Origin of the sequence: Stutzerimonas decontaminans (genome assembly GCF_000661915.1) — a bacterium.
Lineage (GTDB): Bacteria > Pseudomonadota > Gammaproteobacteria > Pseudomonadales > Pseudomonadaceae > Stutzerimonas > Stutzerimonas decontaminans.
The window spans coordinates 2,039,920-2,056,879 of sequence record NZ_CP007509.1 but is presented as its reverse complement, the minus strand read 5'-3'; the positions used below and the strand labels follow the sequence as shown (position 1 = coordinate 2,056,879).

Genomic DNA, 16,960 nt, shown 5'->3' with positions numbered 1-16,960 from the left:
CATGGACCAACTAGAACTCGCTCGACAGCACGCGAAGCGCTTGCATTATGAAGCAGTCGAACACGGCAGCGACCCATGGTCTCCTTATCAGTTCGCCGAATACATAGCGGAGAAGTTGGGCATCACGGTTGAAAGGTGCCTCCCTGGCGCTTCAATCCTGGACGGGGCGCGCGCAACGTTTGATGCCGCCTTGCCGCTGATTGTTCATGAGGACTTAGGAACACCGTTCGAGCAAGCCTTTCTCGTCGCCCATGAAATCGGGCACGCCGTGCTAGGCGACGGTGAGGAAGAGGAGGAGTCAGCATTTCAAATCGATCCAGCGCGAACCTCTGAGGTCGCGCCAGTTGGCATGGAGCGCGTGGTCGATTACAGCCGACGGCAGCGCCGAGAAGTCCAGATGGACCTCTTCGCGAGAGAGTTGCTGCTGCCACGGTCGCGAGTCTTCGACTTGCACGTCACTCAAGGCCAGACCTGCTCGGAGATTGCAAACCGGTTGGGTGCACCCTTCGAGGTCGTCGCACAGCAGATGCTTGATGCGCTTTTGCTCCCCCCTGTGACAGTAGTTGCTGTAGAAGCGCCTGTCGAAATTCCACTCAACGAGAAGCAAAAAACAGCAGCCAACCATCGCGGGGACGCGTTCCTTCTCCAAGCTGGACCAGGCACCGGGAAGACCCGCACGCTGGTGGCGCGAGTTGAGAGCCTGTTGGATGAGGGGGTAGATCCAAGACGTATCCTTCTCCTGACCTTCTCGAACAAGGCCGCTGCGGAGATGTCCGAGCGGATTGCGCTAAAGCGGCCAGCGGAAGCCGCAGCTCTCTGCATTGGGACCTTCCATAGCTTTGGACTGGACGTCCTCAGACGATTTAACGACCGATGTGGCCTTCCGGTCGATCCCCGCCTAATGGACCGAACCGAAGCAGTAGAACTGCTTGAAAACGAATTTCCTAGGCTAGGCCTGACCCACTATCGCAACCTTTTCGATCCATCTCAGACGGCTGCTGACATCCTGACCGCGGTCTCACGCGCCAAGGATGAGGTTGTTGATGCGGCAGGCTATCTTGCGCTAGCCAATGCAATGGCTAACGCGGCGAGTAACCCGAGCGAGGTGGAGGCTGCGGAGAAAGCGGCAGAAGTTGCCAAGGTCTACGCTCGCTATGAAGAGCTCAAAGCACTTGCTCAGTGTGTCGACTTTGGCGACCTGGTTATGCGCCCGGTTCAACTACTGGAGAGCGATGACGCCGTTCGAAGGCAGTTGCAGAGCGACTATGACCACATTCTGGTCGACGAATACCAGGACGTGAACCACAGTAGCGTTCGGCTTCTTGCTGCACTTAAGCCATCAGGCACTAACCTTTGGGTGGTAGGAGATGCAAAGCAGTCGATCTATCGGTTCCGCGGTGCCTCTTCGTTCAACATGGCACGCTTCGGCCGTCAAGATTTCCCGGGCGCGGTACGCGACAGCCTGAAGATCAACTACCGCTCCACCCCCGAAGTTGTCCATGCCTTTTCTGCTTTTGCTGCAGGCATGTCCGCTGCTGATGGCGAGGAGGCGCTCGAGGCGGATCGAGAGTCGAGCGGGAAGTTGCCCGAGATCATTACTGTGGACAGCACCTCCCTGTTGACCTCGGCCATCGCGGATGGCATTCAAGAGCTTCGTAAGTCGGGATATCAGTATCGGGACCAGGCAGTCCTTTGCCGCGGCAACGACCGGCTGTCGGACGTCGGGCGTGAGCTTGAGCGCGCCGGGATTCCAGTGCTCTTTCTGGGCAGCCTGTTTGAACGCCCGGAAGTGAAGGACCTGATCGCGGCGCTGTCGCTTCTCGTAGATCGGCGCGCGATGGGGCTGATCCGGACTGCTTGCTGGCCAGAATTTTCCATGGGTTTGGAAGACGCCGTCCGGGTTTTTGAGCATCTAAAGGGTACCGACGCAGAACCTGGCGCTTGGCGACTTAGCGCTCCAGCTGAGTTGACGCCTGCAGGTCAGGCTGGGCTGTCTTCACTCAAGGCGGCTCTTGCTGGCTTCGACGAAACCTCGCAACCCTGGATCGTGCTGGCAACCCTTCTACTCGACCGGACTAGACAGGCAGCCCGCATCGCCTCTTCAGCCAGCGTCTCGGACCAAGCGCAGGGCATAGCAATCTGGCAGTTCATGAACTTCGTGCGGGTGCAGCCGAACGGCCAGGGACTCCCGATCCAGCGGCTTTCCGACCGCGTGAGGAAGCTGCTGCGGCTCAGGGACGATAGAGACTTAAGGCAGCTACCTGCAGCGGCTCAGGGGATTGATGCCGTCCGCCTGATGACGATTCACGGTTCAAAAGGGTTGGAGTTTCCAGCTGTTCACATTGCCGGCGTCAACAAGGATTCCATCCCCGGGGCGCTTCGGACATCCAAGTGCCCGCCACCCGCAGGGATGGTCGCAGGTGGTCAAGGAAGCGCGGAGGACATTACACGAGCGGCCCACAACGAAGAGCAGGAGTGCTTGTTCTACGTCGCAATGTCCCGGGCGAAGACCCGCTTGGCGTTCTACGGAGCGACCTCGAAATCGAATGGGCAGTCCAGACCTCTGTCGCAGTTCCTGGATAGGATTGGCCCTGTCCAACGGCGCGCTGTCACGCCCACTACCGTTTTGCCTCCCGCCCCGGACGAGGCGCAAATACCCATCGTCTTCTCGGGAACCCCGCGGTTCAGCTCAGATGCGGTCGCGCTTTACGAGTCGTGTGCACGACGATTCCTCTACACGCACCTGCTTCAGGTGGGTGGCCGGCGTCGCATGAGTTCGTTTATGCAAATGCATGAAGCGATCCGTGAGGTCTACCGGGGGATTGTCGCGCAAGGAAACTCTCTTACGGGGGAGTGGGAGGAGTTGCTGTCTCAAGCGTTCGCGGCTCAGGGACTTCACGATCATGGCTACGTCGATGACTACCGCGCGATGGCCGCCACTATGCTCCGATACTTCCTGGCGTCGAGGGCTGACGCCCAGGTTGAAGTACCGACCGCGCTCCGCATTGTGCTCGACGGCCATGAGATAGAGGTAACACCGGATGATGTTCTCGTGAAAGACGGAAAGCGGACCATACGCCGGGTGAGAACCGGCCACGCGCCCAGCCGTGACAGCAAGGACGTCGGCGCTGCTGCATTTGTCCTGGCCGCCCAGGCGGAATTCCCGGGTGCCGAGCTGGAACTGGTCTACCTGGCTGATGCTGAAAGCAAGCCGTTGAAACTCAGTCCCAGAGAGTTGAGCAACCGCCAAGAAAAGTTGGGCGAGATTTTCCGCGGTATCCGAGGCGGCCAGTTCCAAACTAACGCGTCGGACACCACTTGCCCGAACTGCCCGGCCTTCTTCGTGTGCGGTGCAGTCCCCCTTGGAACGCTCTCAAAACAGTTCTGAAAAAAATTTACCGGCGATAGCCGCTGGGTCCGATTAGAGAGTTGTAGGCGGAAAAATCCGCCACATCACTTTAGAGGACCATATGAAAAATACTCAATTTGACGACGTTGGTGAGGCAATCCGAGAGGATCGCCCCCTGCGAGAGGCTGCCGCCTACCGCATCCGTTTCGGTTTGGAAGGACTGACCTTCCGTAACATCGACGTGCCTGACCCGGTCCCCACTGGCCGGCAAATCCTGGACAGCGCCGGGCTCGATCGCCGCAGCGACTATCTGCTCTATGCACTCCTCGCCTCGGGCGATTTTGAGGACGTCCGTCTCGACGAGACGGTGGATTTGCGTGGCAAGGGTGCTGAACGCTTCATTGCGTTCAAGTCCGACCGCGACTTCAAGTTCGCCTTGAATGACCGCCAGATGGCTTGGGGCCGACCTGAGCTACAGGGCAGCGTTCTGTACGACCTTGCCGAGGTTTCGCCCGAAGAAGCCATCTTCTTGGAAGTCCGAGGTGGTGAGGACCTCCTCATCGAACCGGACGACATAGTCAATCTCGACGCCCCTAGCATTGAGCGGTTCATCACCTCACAGCGGCCGAATAAGGGCTACGTCATCGTAGTTAACGCTGTCGAGGAAACGGTGCCGGACAAGCAAGTCACTTTCGAGCAGGTGGTGAAGCTGTCCCATCCGAATGCGCCGGCGGAGACCAACGTCAAGTTCTCGATGACCTACCGCAATGCGGCCTCGCACCCTCACGCCGGAGAGCTCGCTGAGGGCGGCTCCGTTGAAGTCAAAAAACATGGGACTATTTTCAATGTCACACGAACTGTTCAGTCTTAATGCCGACCTGGCCCGGTTGCGTACGGAGGGCTACTTCGTTCGCATTCAGGGGAGTCTCCTAGTCATGCTGGAAGTGCCCTATGTCGACGCTCAGTGTCGTGTGCGCACCGGTAAGCTGGTGTCCAACCTTGACTTGGCTGGGGACCGGACGCGCAAGCCAGAGACACACGTAATCCACTGGGACGGCGACTTCCCCTGCAGCGCGAATGGAACGCCCTTGCCAGGCATCTCCCATGCGTCGCCCAACACCGACCTCGGTTACGGGCTCACCGCAAGGCACAGCTTTTCCAGTAAACCCAACCCGGATGGCTACCCGGACTACTATGCCAAGATGGCTACCTACGCGACCATCTTGGCCGGCCCGGCGGCCGTCCTGCAGCCCGGTATCAGCCCACGGCTGATCCGTGGCGCTGATGATGAGAATGAGCCCAGCGTCTTCAACTATCTCGATACAGCATCCAGCCGGGTAGGCCTGGGCGCGCTAGCTAGCAAGCTGGACGGTGAGGTGGTGGGCATCCTCGGCGCAGGTGGTACCGGTGGGTACATCCTCGATCTGGTCGCGAAAACGCCGGTGAGGGAAATCCGGCTCTTCGACGATGACGACTTTCTTTCCCACAACGCGTTCCGCGCTCCCGGGGCGCCATCGCTCGAGGAGTTGCGGGACGCCCCCAAAAAGGTGCACTACCTGAAGGGCATCTATGAACGGATGCATCGTGGGATCGTGGCTCACCCCATGAAGATGAAAACAGAGACGCTGGGGTTGCTTGACGGCATCACGTTTGCGTTCATCAGCATGGACGCGGGCGAGGAAAAACGCGCCGTGGTTGCGAAGCTCGAAGCACTTGGTGTGCCTTTCATTGACGTCGGGATGGGGCTTGAACTTAGCAACGGTAGCTTGGGCGGTATCCTGCGGGTGACGACTAGCACGCCGGCGAAACGCGAGCATGTCCACGCAGGGCGCATCTCTTTCGCTGGTGGCGGAGGTCAGGACGTGTACGCATCCAATATCCAGGTGGCCGACCTGAACGCGTTGAATGCTTGCCTCGCAGTAGTTAAATGGAAAAAGCTTCGCGGCTTCTACCGCGACCTAGAGAGCGAGCATCACACCACGTACACGACAGATGGGAGCATGTTGCTCAACGGAGACCAATCATTATGCGGCATCTGAGTCTGGAGCATCGTTTTGTGCGAAACGCTCCACGCGAGTTGGAGCCTGGCATCTTGTATATCTCGATGGACTACGCAACTGCAGTGCACTCGTGCTGCTGCGGTTGTGGGGATCGCGTGGTCACCCCATTCACGCCGACCGACTGGAGGATGACGTTCGATGGTGAGTCTATCTCGCTTCATCCCTCCGTAGGCAACTGGAACCAGAAGTGCCGGTCGCACTACGTTATCCAGCGGAGCCGTGTTCTAGAGGCGGGGCTATGGTCGCAAAGCCAGATAGAGAGGGAGCGTCTGCGCGATAAGAAAGCAAAGGCTGCCCATTATGGCACCGAAAGTGGAGTGCCCCCTTCCTCGATACAGTTGCCCGCCTCTGGTAGTCAGGGTATGCCTACAAACTCCATTAGCATCTGGTCTCGGCTCAAGGCTTGGCTTACCCACTAATGGCAGCTCTGGGCAGATCTGACCTCGGCTGATGATGCCTTGCAAGCAGTAGCTGAGCTCTTGACCTGACGCTTAACTTGGGTGGGAGATGTCTCCGTTTGGCCGAAGGCGGACTTCCGCTGGCGGCAGCACCCGGTCAGAAGCGGCCTGTTCTGCAGGGCCTTAGCAAACCTCCATTGCGGCTTGGAGGCGTCAACCAAACTAGGGGCGCTTCAGTCCGTGGATGATAAGATCAACCAAGTCCGCACCTTGCGGAGCAAAAATAAATACCTCCTGACTATTTTGCACTAGTCCGGCTCGCATGGATTACGACAGTATATCCGTAGTCCTAAGCGTAGCCAGAATTCATACGGAGAAGGCCAAGTGTCGCTAACACTGCATTTAAGTTCAAATTTTGAGGCTGCGAAGAATGAGTGCTGAGCTAACAAGGTTCAGTCACTTACTGGATAGCATAAATGTCGGCAAGGTAAACATAATAACCGGTAATAATGGCGCGGGAAAATCGAGATTTATCGCAACAGCCACAACAAAAATACTAGGCGAACCGTTGCCTTCAAAATCAAAATTTAGACATGTGCTCTGTCTTTCCGGAACACATAACGACAAGTTTCCTAGAGAGATCTGGCAGTTAGGTAGCGAGAACCCTGAGATTTGCTATCTTGGCTACAAAGTAGCCAACAATATGATTTCCGATATCGCACCTTTTCGTGTGATCGTCAAAGCGTTACTCGGAAAGAATGCCACTCGACGGTGCTCCCCTGAAGCCATAAATTTCTGCCTTCAAAAACTAAATATTGATGCAGAGATAAAGCTTCACTTTAGATACGGAAAAAATCGAAAAGACAGCTTATCGGAATTTGTATCAAAAGAAATACAATTTGACATTCAAGCATTCCAGAGCACCGACAAGAGCCTAGCCATAGCATCCGCCCTTGAAGAAAAAGATCTTTCACTTCAAACCATATCAGTCAAGAGAGAGAGCAATTACTACACTCTTTCAGATCTTAGCTCTGGAGAGCGCGCTTACATGGTTGCTCTGCTCGGGGCGCTTTACTGCGCCCAAGACAACTCATTAATCTTCTTCGACGAACCCGAAAACTCTCTACATCCCGCGTGGCAAAGGTCGATTCTAAAGGACTTTCGCAAGACTCTTGAACTCAACAATATCGACGCTACAATCTTGGTAGCAACTCACTCCCCCCTTATAGCAGGAAGCATCTCTAATCATGATGCATTTACATGCAATTTTCCGAACGGACAAAAATGGCAGGAATCTGATCTTTATGGCAAAACAACCGATAACACGCTAAAGAATCAATTTAACCTGTATTCGTCACGCTCAACGACCGTAGTAGAGTTAACACAAAAGTGCCTCAGCTATATAACTGAAGGCGATTTTGGATCTCCAAGACTGTATGAAGCAATTGATCTTCTTCTGAGTCTTGACCTGAAGCCCGAACCAGGAGATCCAATGCATGAGATTTTACAAACTCTTGAGCATTTGAGAGAGCATCATGAACTGCCCTGACCCACTCCCCTTAGATCACGCAAAAATTCTGCGCTATAAAAATCATAAAGCTCGCATTTCTGAATTTCTATCCGGAAGCATGGAGTGGAAAGATGATTCTCTTAAGCCAGTTCGTGATGCAATTCGAAAGTCCCTTCGGGCCACACAGGCCCAGTCATGCTTTTACTGTCGACGCATGATTGCGACAGAAAGAAGAAACATGGGCGAGGCAATCGAGCACTTCTTAGACAAATCGAAGAGTTATTATCGGAAGTGGGCATTTCACCCGCTAAATCTTGTTATTGCTTGCCAGCCTTGCAATTTTGTTAAATCAACAAAGGACTTGGGGGATGCTGCCGTACAAACAGCTACTTACTTACAGCCGCACACCGGGACATTTAAATGGCCGCACCCCTACTTTGACAGCTATTCAGAGAATATAAAAATCTCACCAGGCCCTGTATATTCCCCAATCCCTGGAGCACCCCGCCACAATCAAGCTTCTGTGATGATCAAGGATCTAGAGCTAAACTCGATAGCTGACATTGACGATAGAGTTCAGTTTACCGCCAGAGAAATACAGAAACTACAAAGGCGCGCATTTAGAATGGCTCGACGCCAGAGAAAATTTGGCTCAAAAGAGCGGTACGAGGCCTATCTCACGGAGCTTGAGAATAGAATTGAAAGAGGATTCTCCGACATATTCATGGTTTAGCGAATCTTTAACAGGGCTTTGGCGAATTAATCAGCACCGAAGTAGTCGAACGAAAGAACAACTCCTTTACTTGTCCCATTGGTACCCAGGCGTGATTGGGCCGGTCGAAAGTCCGTTCTTGGCTGGTTTCTGCCTGATGCAACTGGCAGCAACCGGCCAAATGCTGCCTCGGGCAGCTACCGACCAAAGCCTCCACAGAATTCCATCCAAATACTCATTGGCGCCTAGCCCACGGGGCAAACAGGGCGCGCAGCAGGCGGGATAAGAACTTGGGTACATCAATCTCGGCGATCAGCAGAGCTGAAAAGATGAGAGCTGCACCGGCCAGGGTTCTTCCATCCAAGGTTTCGCCAAGGAGCATCGCTCCCGCGAATGCTGCGAAGATGGGCTCGAACAGGTAGGTCAGGGCTACTTTTTCTTCTTCGAGATACTTCTGCGCAGCACTCTGAACCGCGTACATGAAGGCTGTGGCGAGCAACGCGCAGAACAGAACTCCTTCCCAGAAGGAGGAATCCATTGGGGCCCATTCGGCCCTAGCGTCGAAAAGTGCAGCAAAAAGGCATCCAGTAGCGCAGGTAGCCAGCGCAGTGATGACCGTAAGCATCGAGTCATACTTATGCGAGAAGAAGCCAACCGTGAGCACATATGCGGCAAAAAAGACTGCACAGCACATGATCCAGATGTCACCTGGATTCAGAGTAAGCCCGGCCCTCGTAACGATCAGATAGAGCCCTGTCAGCGCGACGGCGCAGCAGAGCCAGATTCGAGGCTCGACGCGCTTCCGAAAGAGAGCCCACTTGAAGACCGGGATGAGCAATACATCCAGGCCAGTGATGAAGGCGGTGTTGGTGATGCTGGTGTGCTGAAGCCCGACAGTCTGGAAAATGTTACCCAAACACAAGGGTAGACCTATGGCCACGCCGGCCAGGAGCGTTTCTTTGTTGATCAGTTTCAGCCGTCTGAAAAAGATCACGCAAAGCACTAGCGTAGCGAGTGCGAACTTGTACCCCAGGAATACGAAGGGTGACCCGTCCGCAACACCCACTTTGGTGAAGGCAAACGAAATCCCCCAGAACGCGGTTCCGAGGATTAACAGGCATAGATATGTCTGACGAACAGGCATGCGAAAACCATCCATTCAAATTGGAGTGGTTAGAGCATGCGGAGAGGCCGCAAGAAAGCCCGAGTTTGCCTTCAATCTCTTCTCTAACGTTAAGGCAAGTCGGTAAAGCGCTTTCATCTGCCGCTATTAATCAATCTGGGGCAGCAGGCTGTCAACAGGTGCTACAAACCAGTCTGCAGCAAGCTGCCATCGACAGATGGCTACAACATGGCACCCGATGCACTGTCGCCAGCTTCCGCTTCTGGCCGATAGCCCCCCTTCGCGATCTATCAGCTCAGTTACTTCTGCTACGCCCCAGCTTGTTTGCCCTTCCCCAATGCCGCGCGCTAGACTGTCCCGGTCGCGGTAAATCCCGCGGTCGGGTGTGGTAGCCCGTTTCCCACGAAGGCGCGGTTGCGTCATTTACGAGAGCGAACCCTTTCTTGGGCTTGCTGCTTTCTCGTGCTCTATGGCGGCCGTGTGAGGCAGGCTTCGGCCTGGCCGGCCTTCCTTCGTGGGTCGGTCTACCACCCTTGCACGGTCCGCCTCCATTCGTGTGGTAGCGAGTGGCGTGCGGTTCCTTAACCCCACGAAGGAGCACAAGTAGAATGCACTACCTCCTTTTTACGCCCGCGCCCCACCCTGTCGTTTCGTCTTTGTCTGGCTGTTGTGTTTTCACTTCGCGCTGCGAGGTGGGCCATGACTGAGTTGCCTTCCAATCTCCTGGCCTTTCCTTCCATTGCCCCCTTGCGTTGTTCGTCTGCCGTTTCGTCTTCCGGTCCCTTGGCCGAGGCGGAGATGCGGGTCGAGATGATCCGGGGGCTTTTGCTTCAGCTGACAGAGGACGGCGGCGTGCAGTCCCTCGATCTGCGTGCACGACTGCTGGGCTATGCGGCCCAGGAACTGCTCGACGAGATGGTCGTGCTGTATCGACGGGCATTCGGGGCGCAATCGGCGCAAGCCTGAGCCGAAGGGCCGTCCGCCTCTGGGCGGCCCGCTCTGATCTTCTGGCGCTCGGTGTTGGCCCGTCGCGCTGTTTGCGTTGTGGCGCTGTTACGCCTGGGTGCCTTTTGGCTTCTTGTCGCATTGGCGAGGCTGATCGTATTCGTCTTGGCGTTTTGCCTTGCGTGATTGCTGTCGGAGACTTGCGGTGGAACTGGAGCTGATCCGGCGTGCCCTGCATGAGCTATGTGAGGCGGATTCGCTGGATGATCTGCGGGTTGTGTTGGACAGGCTCTTTTCGGGCCTGGGCATAGCGCAGTACGCCTTCGTTCGGGTGGATAGCATCGTGCTGGGTGCATCTCCGCTGCTCGTCTCGAACCATCACGCCTGCTGGCAGCAGCTGTATCGCACGCATGGCTATCAGTGCGTCGATCCGTTTGTGCGTTATGCGCGGAGTTGTCCCCTGCCCTTTCTCTGGCGGGACGTAGGTCCGCGGACTTCGTGCTGTTCGCCTGATGCGGCGTTCCTGGCCTGTGCCAGGCGGCATGGCATCGACGTGTGTCGGGGCGCCTCGATCCCCGTTCATGTGCGCGGCGAGCAGCTCGCGTTGCTCAGCATTAGCCAGGCGGTGGACGGTGGTCACGGACGGGACATCTGTATTCGCGATGCGTTGTTGCTATCTGGCGTTGCTACGACGCTGCACCTGCGGGTCGGGAAGTTGATGGCGGGCTGTCGACCTCGATCGCTGACTCGGCGTGAGCGCGAGTGCCTGCTCTGGGCGTCGCGCGGCAAGGGGCAGGAGGAGATTGCCTTGATACTGGGCTTGCGGCCGCGCACCGTTCGCTTCCACCAGGAGAACGCCATGTGCAAGCTCTGTGCTCGCAACATTGCGGCGGCCGTGGCGATGGCGACTGCCCTTGGGTTGTTTTAACTGCCCCCGGGGTTGGTGTGGGGGGCCTCTTCGGTATGGACGTGGTGTACGTTTGAATTGCCTTCTACAGTGATGATTCATCTCTGTTCAGTAGCCTGCCCGATGCTCACCGATGCCCTCGCCCGCTTCCCGCGCCTTGAGTTGATTACCGCCCTCACGCCCTTGGAACATCTACCGCGTCTGTCACGTCACCTGGGTCGGGATATCTGGATCAAGCGCGACGACCTCACCCCGCTGGCCCTCGGTGGCAACAAGGCGCGCAAGCTCGAATACCTCGGTGCCGAGGCCCAGGCTCAGCGCGCCGATGTGCTGGTCACGGCCGGTGCGATTCAGTCCAACCATGTGCGTCAGACTGCGGCATTGGCGGCCAGGCTGGGTCTTGGCTGCTTGGCCCTGCTGGAGAATCCGCTGGGTACCGACGAGGGCAATTACCTGGGCAATGGCAACCGCCTGCTGCTTGATCTGTTCGGCTGCCAGACTGAATTGGTCGCCAACCTGGACAGTGCCGACGAGTTGCTGCAGGCGGCGGCCGAGCGTCTGCGCTGTGCGGGGCGCAAGCCCTACGTGGTGCCCATCGGTGGCTCCAACGCGCTTGGTGCGTTGGGCTATGTGCGCGCCGGGCTGGAGCTGGCCGAGCAGATGCACGGCACCGGCGAGGACTTTGCGGCCGTGGTTCTCGCGTCCGGCAGCGCCGGAACCCACAGTGGCCTGGCCCTGGCGCTGGAACATGCCCGGCCGGGGAGCCGGGTAGTCGGGGTCACCGTGTCGCGGCCCGAGGCGGCACAGCGGCCCAAGGTCGAGGGGCTACTGCAGCGCACCGCCGACCTACTTGGCGCCGAGGTGCCGGCGGGGCTGCAGGTTGAGCTGTGGGACCGGTATTTCGCCCCGCGCTATGGTGAACCGAATGCCGGCACCCTGGCCGCGATCCGACTGCTGGCCGAACAGGAAGGCGTGCTGCTCGATCCGGTGTACACCGGCAAGGCCTTTGCCGGCCTGCTCGACGGCATTGCTCGGGGTGCCTTTCCCGGCCGGGGTCCGCTGCTGTTCCTGCACACCGGTGGTGCCCCGGCATTGTTCGCCTATTATCCATGGGCACTGAATGCATAACGCCATATTCCCTGGGCGTTGGTTCTGATGCCTTCTAATTATTTTCTCGAATAAATGTTCATCGTTAGAGTTGTGTGACCTTTCCGTTCCCCTGGAGGCCTGCCATGACGTTTGCGATCCTGCGTCGCCATTTCCTGCTCGGCACTCTGAGCCTGCTGCTCGGAAGCCTGTTCATGCCGGTGTACGCGGCCGATCTGCTGGATGAGGTCAAGGCCGACGGGGTTTTAGAGGTGGGCCTGGAGGGCACCTACCCGCCCTTCAACTACCAGGATGAAAGCGGTGAGCTGACCGGCTTCGAGGTGGACTTCGCCAATGCCCTGGCAGAGGAGCTGGGGGTCAAGGCCGAGTTCCAGCCGACCAAGTGGGACGGCATCCTCGCCGCCCTGGAATCGGGGCGCCTGGACGTGGTGATCAACCAGGTGACCATTTCCGAGGAGCGCAAGCAGAAGTACGACTTCTCCACGCCCTACACCGTCTCCGGCATCCAGGCGCTCACCCGCAAGGACGATGCGGACAGCATCAAGCGTCCGGCCGACCTCGCCGGCAAGAAGGTCGGTGTGGGTCTGGGTACCAACTACGAACAGTGGCTGAAGGAGAACGTGCCACAGGCCGATATCCGCACCTACGACGACGACCCGACCAAGTTCCAGGACCTCGCCGTCGGCCGCATCGACGTGATTCTGGTCGACCGTCTGGCCGCCTTCGAGATGGTCGAGAAAACCGGCGATCGCCTGGCGGTGGCCGGTGAAGCCTTCTCCCGCCAGGAGTCCGGCGTTGCCCTGCGCAAGGGCAACCCACAGCTGCTAGCGGCCATTAACGAAGCCATAGCCAAGCTGCGCGCCGACGGCACGCTCAAGGAGCTATCGGAGAAGTGGTTCGGGGCTGACGTCACGCAATGATCGAAGGCAGCCTGCAGCTGGTCCTGGACTCCCTGCCCTTCCTGCTCAAGGGTGCGTGGTGGACCGTGGTGCTGAGCCTGGGTGGGATGTTCTTTGGCCTGCTGCTGGGCTTCGGGCTGGCGCTGTTGCGGCTGTATGCGTTTTGGCCGCTGCAATGGCTGGCGCGGGTCTACGTGTCGTTCTTCCGCGGCACGCCGCTGCTGGTGCAGCTGTTCATGATCTATTACGGCCTGCCGCAACTGGGCATCCAGCTCGACCCGCTGCCGGCGGCGCTGATCGGTTTCTCGCTGAACATGGCGGCCTACACCGCCGAGATCCTGCGCGCCGCCATCGCCTCCATCGACCGTGGCCAGTGGGAGGCGGCAGCCAGCATCGGCATGGGCCGTGCGCAGACCCTGTACCGGGCCATCCTGCCGCAGGCCGCACGCACCGCCCTGCCCCCGTTGGGGAACAGTTTCATCTCGCTGGTCAAGGACACCGCCCTGGCTGCCACCATCCAGGTGCCGGAGCTGTTCCGCCAGGCGCAGCTGATCACCGCGCGCACCTTCGAGATCTTCACCATGTACCTGGCCGCTGCGCTGATCTACTGGTTGCTGGCCAGCGTGCTGGCGTACTTCCAGGGTCGCGTGGAACATCGGGTCAACCGCCACGAGCAGGACGCCTGATGATCACCGTGCGCAATCTGAGCAAATCCTTCAACGGCCAGGCGGTGCTCAAGGGCATCGACCTGGATATCGCCCCCGGCGAGGTGCTGGCGATCATCGGCCCCAGTGGATCCGGGAAGACGACGCTGCTGCGCTGCCTCAACCTGCTGGAGCAACCTGGCGGCGGGCAGATCAACGTGGGCGAGATCCACATCGACGCCGACCGGCCGCTCAAGGCGCAGCAGGGGCTGATCCGCGAGCTGCGCCAGCACGTCGGTTTTGTGTTCCAGAACTTCAACCTGTTCCCACATCGAACCGCCCTCGAGAATGTCATCGAAGGCCCGGTGCAGGTGAAGAAGGAGCCACGCCGCGAGGCCATCGAGCGCGGCCGGGCACTGCTGGCCAAGGTGGGCCTGGAGGGTAAGGAAGATGCCTATCCCAGGCGCCTCTCCGGTGGCCAGCAACAGCGCGTGGCGATTGCCCGCGCGCTGGCCATGCAGCCGGACGTGATCCTGTTCGACGAGCCGACCTCGGCGCTCGATCCGGAATTGGTCGGCGAGGTGCTCGCCACCATCCGCAGCCTCGCTGAAGAGAAGCGCACGATGGTCATCGTCACGCACGAGATGAGCTTTGCCCGCGATGTGGCCGACAGGGCGATCTTCATCGACGACGGGGTGATCGTCGAACAGGGTGACGCCAGGCAGCTGCTCAGCGCACCGCAGCACGAACGCACGCGGCAGTTTCTGAGCAAGTTCATTGGCGACCAGGAGGGGCACTGAAGCGTCGGCTCGCTGCCGCCTCGGGGCATCAGGTGCCTAGAGCGCCGATTTAGCTTCGCCTTTTTTTATCGCCAGCCCGATTAGCCCCTCAATGCCGCCTCGATCGTAGCGATGTCGATCTTGCGCATGCCCATCATGGCGTCGAACGCGCGCTTGGCCGCTGCCCGATCAGGGCTGGTATAGGCCGCCGTCAGAACGCGTGGCGTGATTTGCCATGACAGGCCCCACCTGTCCTTGCACCAGCCGCATTCGCTTTCCTGGCCGCCGTTATCGACGATCGCGCTCCACAAGCGGTCCGTCTCGGCCTGGTCGTCGGTGGCAACCTGGAACGAGAACGCCTCGGAATGCTTGAAGGCAGGGCCCCCGTTTAGCCCGAGGCAAGGAATCCCCATCACCCTGAACTCGACCGTAAGGACATCGCCCTGCTTGCCCGAGGGATAGTCGCCTGGCGCACGATGCACAGCGCCCACGGCACTGTCCGGAAAGGTCTCGGCATAGAAGGTAGCCGCCTCGAGCGCAGTGCCGTCGTACCACAGGCAGATGGTGTTTTTGCTGTTCATTTTCGGCCTCCATGTTGATTGTCTGGACGCCACCGAGCCGGTGCCCAGGCATCCGCCTGGAGCTGCGACCAGGGCATTGGCAGCAGCATGTGGCTTTCAACGCTGCGAATACGTTGCGATGGCAGAACTAGTCGTACGGGCCCCTCGGCAATCGACACCTTCCCGTAGATTTGTCGCTACCCTGCGCTCAACCACAAACCGCATGGAAATTACGCCGATACTCGGAAGGCGTTGTGCTCAGCTGGGCCGCGAACTGCTGACGCAGCGACAGGGTGGTGCCAAAGCCGACCTGCGAGGCGACGCAATCGATGGGCATCTCCGTCGTTTCCAGCAACTGCTGGGCCCTTGCCACACGCTCGGCATTCAGCCACTTGATAAAGGTGGTACCGGTTGCTTCGCGGAACCGCCGGGTAAAGGTTCGCCGGCTCATATGGGCGACCTCGGCGAGGGCATCCAGCGACAACGCCTCATGCAGGTTTTGCCGCGCCCAAGTCAGCACCTCAGGTAACCGGCTCTCGCTCGGCAGTTGCGGCACCGGCTGCTCGATGTACTGCGCCTGTCCGCCCTGGCGATGCGGAGGGGTGACCAGCAGTCGCGCGATCCGATTGGCCACATCCGCACCGTGGCGCTGACGCAGCAAGTGTAGGCAGCAGTCGATGGCCGCCACCGTTCCGGCCGACGTGATGACGTTGTCGTCCGCCACGTAGAGCACGTCAGGCCGGAAATGGCTATTGGGGAAGCGCCGGGCAAACACCTCGCGCGCCACCCAGTGGGTGGTTGCTTCCCGCCCATCGAGCAGCCCGGCATCGCCCAGTACAAACGCGCCGAGACACAGGCCGACGATCAGCGCACCGCGCGCATGAGCCTGACGCAGACCATCGATCAGCTCCGCTGGCGCGGCAACCTCGGGATCATTCCAGGCAGGGACAATGACGATGTCGGCGCGTGCCATGGGCGTCATCCCGTCCGGCACGTCGATCGTCAGGCCCTGATCGCACCGCACCTTGCCCGGCTGCGCCGCACAGTAGGACACTTGATAGCGCGCACTGTCCGGCCATTCATCCCCTGCACCCAGAACCATCGCCGGCACGGAGAGATGGAACATGCTCACGCCTTCGAAGGCGACAACGCAGACATTCAGCGAGGACATGGGCATACCTCAGCGGTGTAGGTGGCCAGCGAGTATCGCCTTACAACAGCTCGCCATCGGAGAACAGGTCGATCAAGGCGGCAGACGCCTGCGTGCGCCTGGTAGCGCTCAGCGGTCTTCTGCGGACGGACTGTCGCTTGGCCTCGATGTACCAGCAATCCAGCCCGCGCAATCACACAGGCTGGATCGTTCTTTCAGCAAGAAAAATCAGCCCGCAAGATACGCTGCGGTCGATTCCAGCTTCGCATAGGCAAAGCCCAGAGCAGCCATCATCGCGGCGTGCACCTGCGCTGCGGGCACCTTAACGCCGCCAAACTCCAGGTCGAGGGTGGCACAGGCGTCATGGATGACGGTGACCGGATAGCCCATATCGGCCGCCGCGCGCACACCGGCGTCAACACACATGTGGCTCATGGCACCGACCACGACCAACTCCTCTATGCCCCGCTCGTCCAGCAACTGCTTGAGATTGGTGTCGCGGAAGGAGTTCGGATAGTTCTTCACCACCACCGACTCACCCGCCTGGGACGCTACGGCGGTTTGGATCTGCACACCATCGCTGCCGGGGACGAACACCGGCATTTCGCCGTGAGCGAACTCGTGACGGACGTGGATGACCGGGATGCCTTTGGCGCGCGCGTCGGCGATTACTTCTGCCGCGTTGGCAACTGCGCCCTCGATGCCGCTAAGCGGCAACTTGCCCGTTGGTAGGTATTCGTTCTGCAGGTCGATTACGACCACTGCACGCTTGCTCATGCTTAGCTCCTGCGAAGATGCTGTAGGAAATGACGGGGAC

Annotated in this window: 16 protein-coding genes; 12 read left to right on the top strand and 4 right to left on the bottom strand. The window is 58.8% G+C overall.

The genetic code is table 11. The annotated features are described in order from the left end of the window. Window position 1 precedes the first annotated feature (1 nt). The 6 genes from UIB01_RS09660 (at window position 2) to UIB01_RS23075 (ending at window position 8,050) form a co-directional block, all read left to right on the top strand. On the top strand, window positions 2-3,388 hold the full coding sequence (locus UIB01_RS09660; protein ID WP_038659447.1) for a UvrD-helicase domain-containing protein: 3,387 nt from the start codon (window positions 2-4) through the stop codon (window positions 3,386-3,388). A gap of 82 nt (window positions 3,389-3,470) precedes the next feature. Next, the gene (locus tag UIB01_RS09655) at window positions 3,471-4,220 is read left to right on the top strand and encodes a multiubiquitin domain-containing protein (protein WP_038659444.1); all 750 of its coding nucleotides are present in this window, start codon (window positions 3,471-3,473) and stop codon (window positions 4,218-4,220) included. Then, a complete protein-coding gene (locus UIB01_RS09650) occupies window positions 4,195-5,388 on the top strand; it encodes a ThiF family adenylyltransferase (RefSeq protein ID WP_038659442.1) in 1,194 nt (397 codons plus the stop codon). Before UIB01_RS09655 ends, UIB01_RS09650 begins: the two co-directional genes overlap by 26 nt. Then, a complete protein-coding gene (locus UIB01_RS23605) occupies window positions 5,277-5,828 on the top strand; it encodes a ubiquitination-like system serine protease family protein (protein WP_369678953.1) in 552 nt (183 codons plus the stop codon). The genes UIB01_RS09650 and UIB01_RS23605 overlap by 112 nt, the downstream gene beginning before the upstream one ends. Window positions 5,829-6,237: 409 nt before the next feature. Beyond that, a complete protein-coding gene (locus UIB01_RS22730) occupies window positions 6,238-7,356 on the top strand; it encodes an AAA family ATPase (protein ID WP_080695072.1) in 1,119 nt (372 codons plus the stop codon). Continuing rightward, window positions 7,343-8,050, top strand: coding sequence for an HNH endonuclease family protein (locus UIB01_RS23075; RefSeq protein ID WP_155268706.1), 708 nt, complete (start codon window positions 7,343-7,345; stop codon window positions 8,048-8,050). The genes UIB01_RS22730 and UIB01_RS23075 overlap by 14 nt, the downstream gene beginning before the upstream one ends. Before the next feature lie 214 nt (window positions 8,051-8,264). Here the strand turns inward: UIB01_RS23075 and UIB01_RS09635 are convergent, their stop codons facing one another. Then, the gene (locus tag UIB01_RS09635; protein ID WP_003291567.1) at window positions 8,265-9,173 is read right to left on the bottom strand and encodes a DMT family transporter; all 909 of its coding nucleotides are present in this window, start codon (window positions 9,171-9,173) and stop codon (window positions 8,265-8,267) included. A 678-nt stretch (window positions 9,174-9,851) separates the two neighbouring features. Between UIB01_RS09635 and UIB01_RS23070 the strand changes: the two genes are divergently transcribed. The 6 genes from UIB01_RS23070 to tcyN all read left to right on the top strand — a co-directional run bounded on the left by UIB01_RS23070 (window position 9,852) and on the right by tcyN (window position 14,454). Beyond that, window positions 9,852-10,118: a hypothetical protein gene (locus tag UIB01_RS23070; protein WP_038659435.1), complete on the top strand. Its 267-nt coding sequence runs from the start codon at window positions 9,852-9,854 to the stop codon at window positions 10,116-10,118. A gap of 184 nt (window positions 10,119-10,302) precedes the next feature. Continuing rightward, entirely contained in the window at window positions 10,303-11,025 is a 723-nt protein-coding gene (locus tag UIB01_RS22505) for a LuxR family transcriptional regulator (RefSeq protein WP_051605062.1), read from the top strand. Between the two features lie 102 nt (window positions 11,026-11,127). Then, the gene (locus UIB01_RS09620; protein ID WP_038659432.1) at window positions 11,128-12,132 is read left to right on the top strand and encodes a D-cysteine desulfhydrase; all 1,005 of its coding nucleotides are present in this window, start codon (window positions 11,128-11,130) and stop codon (window positions 12,130-12,132) included. 104 nt (window positions 12,133-12,236) lie between these two features. Next, entirely contained in the window at window positions 12,237-13,031 is a 795-nt protein-coding gene (gene tcyJ / locus UIB01_RS09615; RefSeq protein WP_038659427.1) for a cystine ABC transporter substrate-binding protein, read from the top strand. Then, window positions 13,028-13,696 (top strand): cystine ABC transporter permease, encoded by a 669-nt coding sequence (gene tcyL / locus UIB01_RS09610; protein WP_038659424.1) that lies wholly within the window; start codon window positions 13,028-13,030, stop codon window positions 13,694-13,696. Before tcyJ ends, tcyL begins: the two co-directional genes overlap by 4 nt. Continuing rightward, window positions 13,696-14,454, top strand: a complete 759-nt coding sequence (gene tcyN, locus UIB01_RS09605; protein WP_038659421.1) for an L-cystine ABC transporter ATP-binding protein TcyN — start codon at window positions 13,696-13,698, stop codon at window positions 14,452-14,454. The genes tcyL and tcyN overlap by 1 nt, the downstream gene beginning before the upstream one ends. Window positions 14,455-14,534: 80 nt before the next feature. Here the strand turns inward: tcyN and UIB01_RS09600 are convergent, their stop codons facing one another. The 3 genes from UIB01_RS09600 to UIB01_RS09590 all read right to left on the bottom strand — a co-directional run bounded on the left by UIB01_RS09600 (window position 14,535) and on the right by UIB01_RS09590 (window position 16,920). Continuing rightward, window positions 14,535-15,014, bottom strand: a complete 480-nt coding sequence (locus UIB01_RS09600) for a VOC family protein (protein WP_038659418.1) — start codon at window positions 15,012-15,014, stop codon at window positions 14,535-14,537. 187 nt (window positions 15,015-15,201) lie between these two features. Continuing rightward, window positions 15,202-16,164 carry a GlxA family transcriptional regulator gene (locus UIB01_RS09595; RefSeq protein WP_038659415.1) on the bottom strand — a complete coding sequence of 321 codons (963 nt, stop codon included), beginning with the start codon at window positions 16,162-16,164 and terminating at the stop codon, window positions 15,202-15,204. Between the two features lie 207 nt (window positions 16,165-16,371). Further along, window positions 16,372-16,920: a cysteine hydrolase family protein gene (locus UIB01_RS09590; RefSeq protein WP_038659413.1), complete on the bottom strand. Its 549-nt coding sequence runs from the start codon at window positions 16,918-16,920 to the stop codon at window positions 16,372-16,374. Window positions 16,921-16,960: the final 40 nt, after the last annotated feature.

Coding starts and splice junctions, on each gene's coding strand:
- tcyN (WP_038659421.1), top strand. CDS start 13,696: ATGATCACCGTGCGCAATCTGAGCAAATCCTTCAACGGCCAGGCGGTG.
- UIB01_RS09660 (WP_038659447.1), top strand. CDS start 2: ATGGACCAACTAGAACTCGCTCGACAGCACGCGAAGCGCTTGCATTAT.
- UIB01_RS23075 (WP_155268706.1), top strand. CDS start 7,343: ATGAACTGCCCTGACCCACTCCCCTTAGATCACGCAAAAATTCTGCGC.
- UIB01_RS09655 (WP_038659444.1), top strand. CDS start 3,471: ATGAAAAATACTCAATTTGACGACGTTGGTGAGGCAATCCGAGAGGAT.
- UIB01_RS09590 (WP_038659413.1), bottom strand. CDS start 16,920: ATGAGCAAGCGTGCAGTGGTCGTAATCGACCTGCAGAACGAATACCTA.
- UIB01_RS23605 (WP_369678953.1), top strand. CDS start 5,277: ATGGAAAAAGCTTCGCGGCTTCTACCGCGACCTAGAGAGCGAGCATCA.
- tcyL (WP_038659424.1), top strand. CDS start 13,028: ATGATCGAAGGCAGCCTGCAGCTGGTCCTGGACTCCCTGCCCTTCCTG.
- UIB01_RS22730 (WP_080695072.1), top strand. CDS start 6,238: ATGAGTGCTGAGCTAACAAGGTTCAGTCACTTACTGGATAGCATAAAT.
- UIB01_RS09595 (WP_038659415.1), bottom strand. CDS start 16,164: ATGTCCTCGCTGAATGTCTGCGTTGTCGCCTTCGAAGGCGTGAGCATG.
- tcyJ (WP_038659427.1), top strand. CDS start 12,237: ATGACGTTTGCGATCCTGCGTCGCCATTTCCTGCTCGGCACTCTGAGC.
- UIB01_RS23070 (WP_038659435.1), top strand. CDS start 9,852: ATGACTGAGTTGCCTTCCAATCTCCTGGCCTTTCCTTCCATTGCCCCC.
- UIB01_RS09600 (WP_038659418.1), bottom strand. CDS start 15,014: ATGAACAGCAAAAACACCATCTGCCTGTGGTACGACGGCACTGCGCTC.
- UIB01_RS09650 (WP_038659442.1), top strand. CDS start 4,195: ATGTCACACGAACTGTTCAGTCTTAATGCCGACCTGGCCCGGTTGCGT.
- UIB01_RS09635 (WP_003291567.1), bottom strand. CDS start 9,173: ATGCCTGTTCGTCAGACATATCTATGCCTGTTAATCCTCGGAACCGCG.
- UIB01_RS09620 (WP_038659432.1), top strand. CDS start 11,128: ATGCTCACCGATGCCCTCGCCCGCTTCCCGCGCCTTGAGTTGATTACC.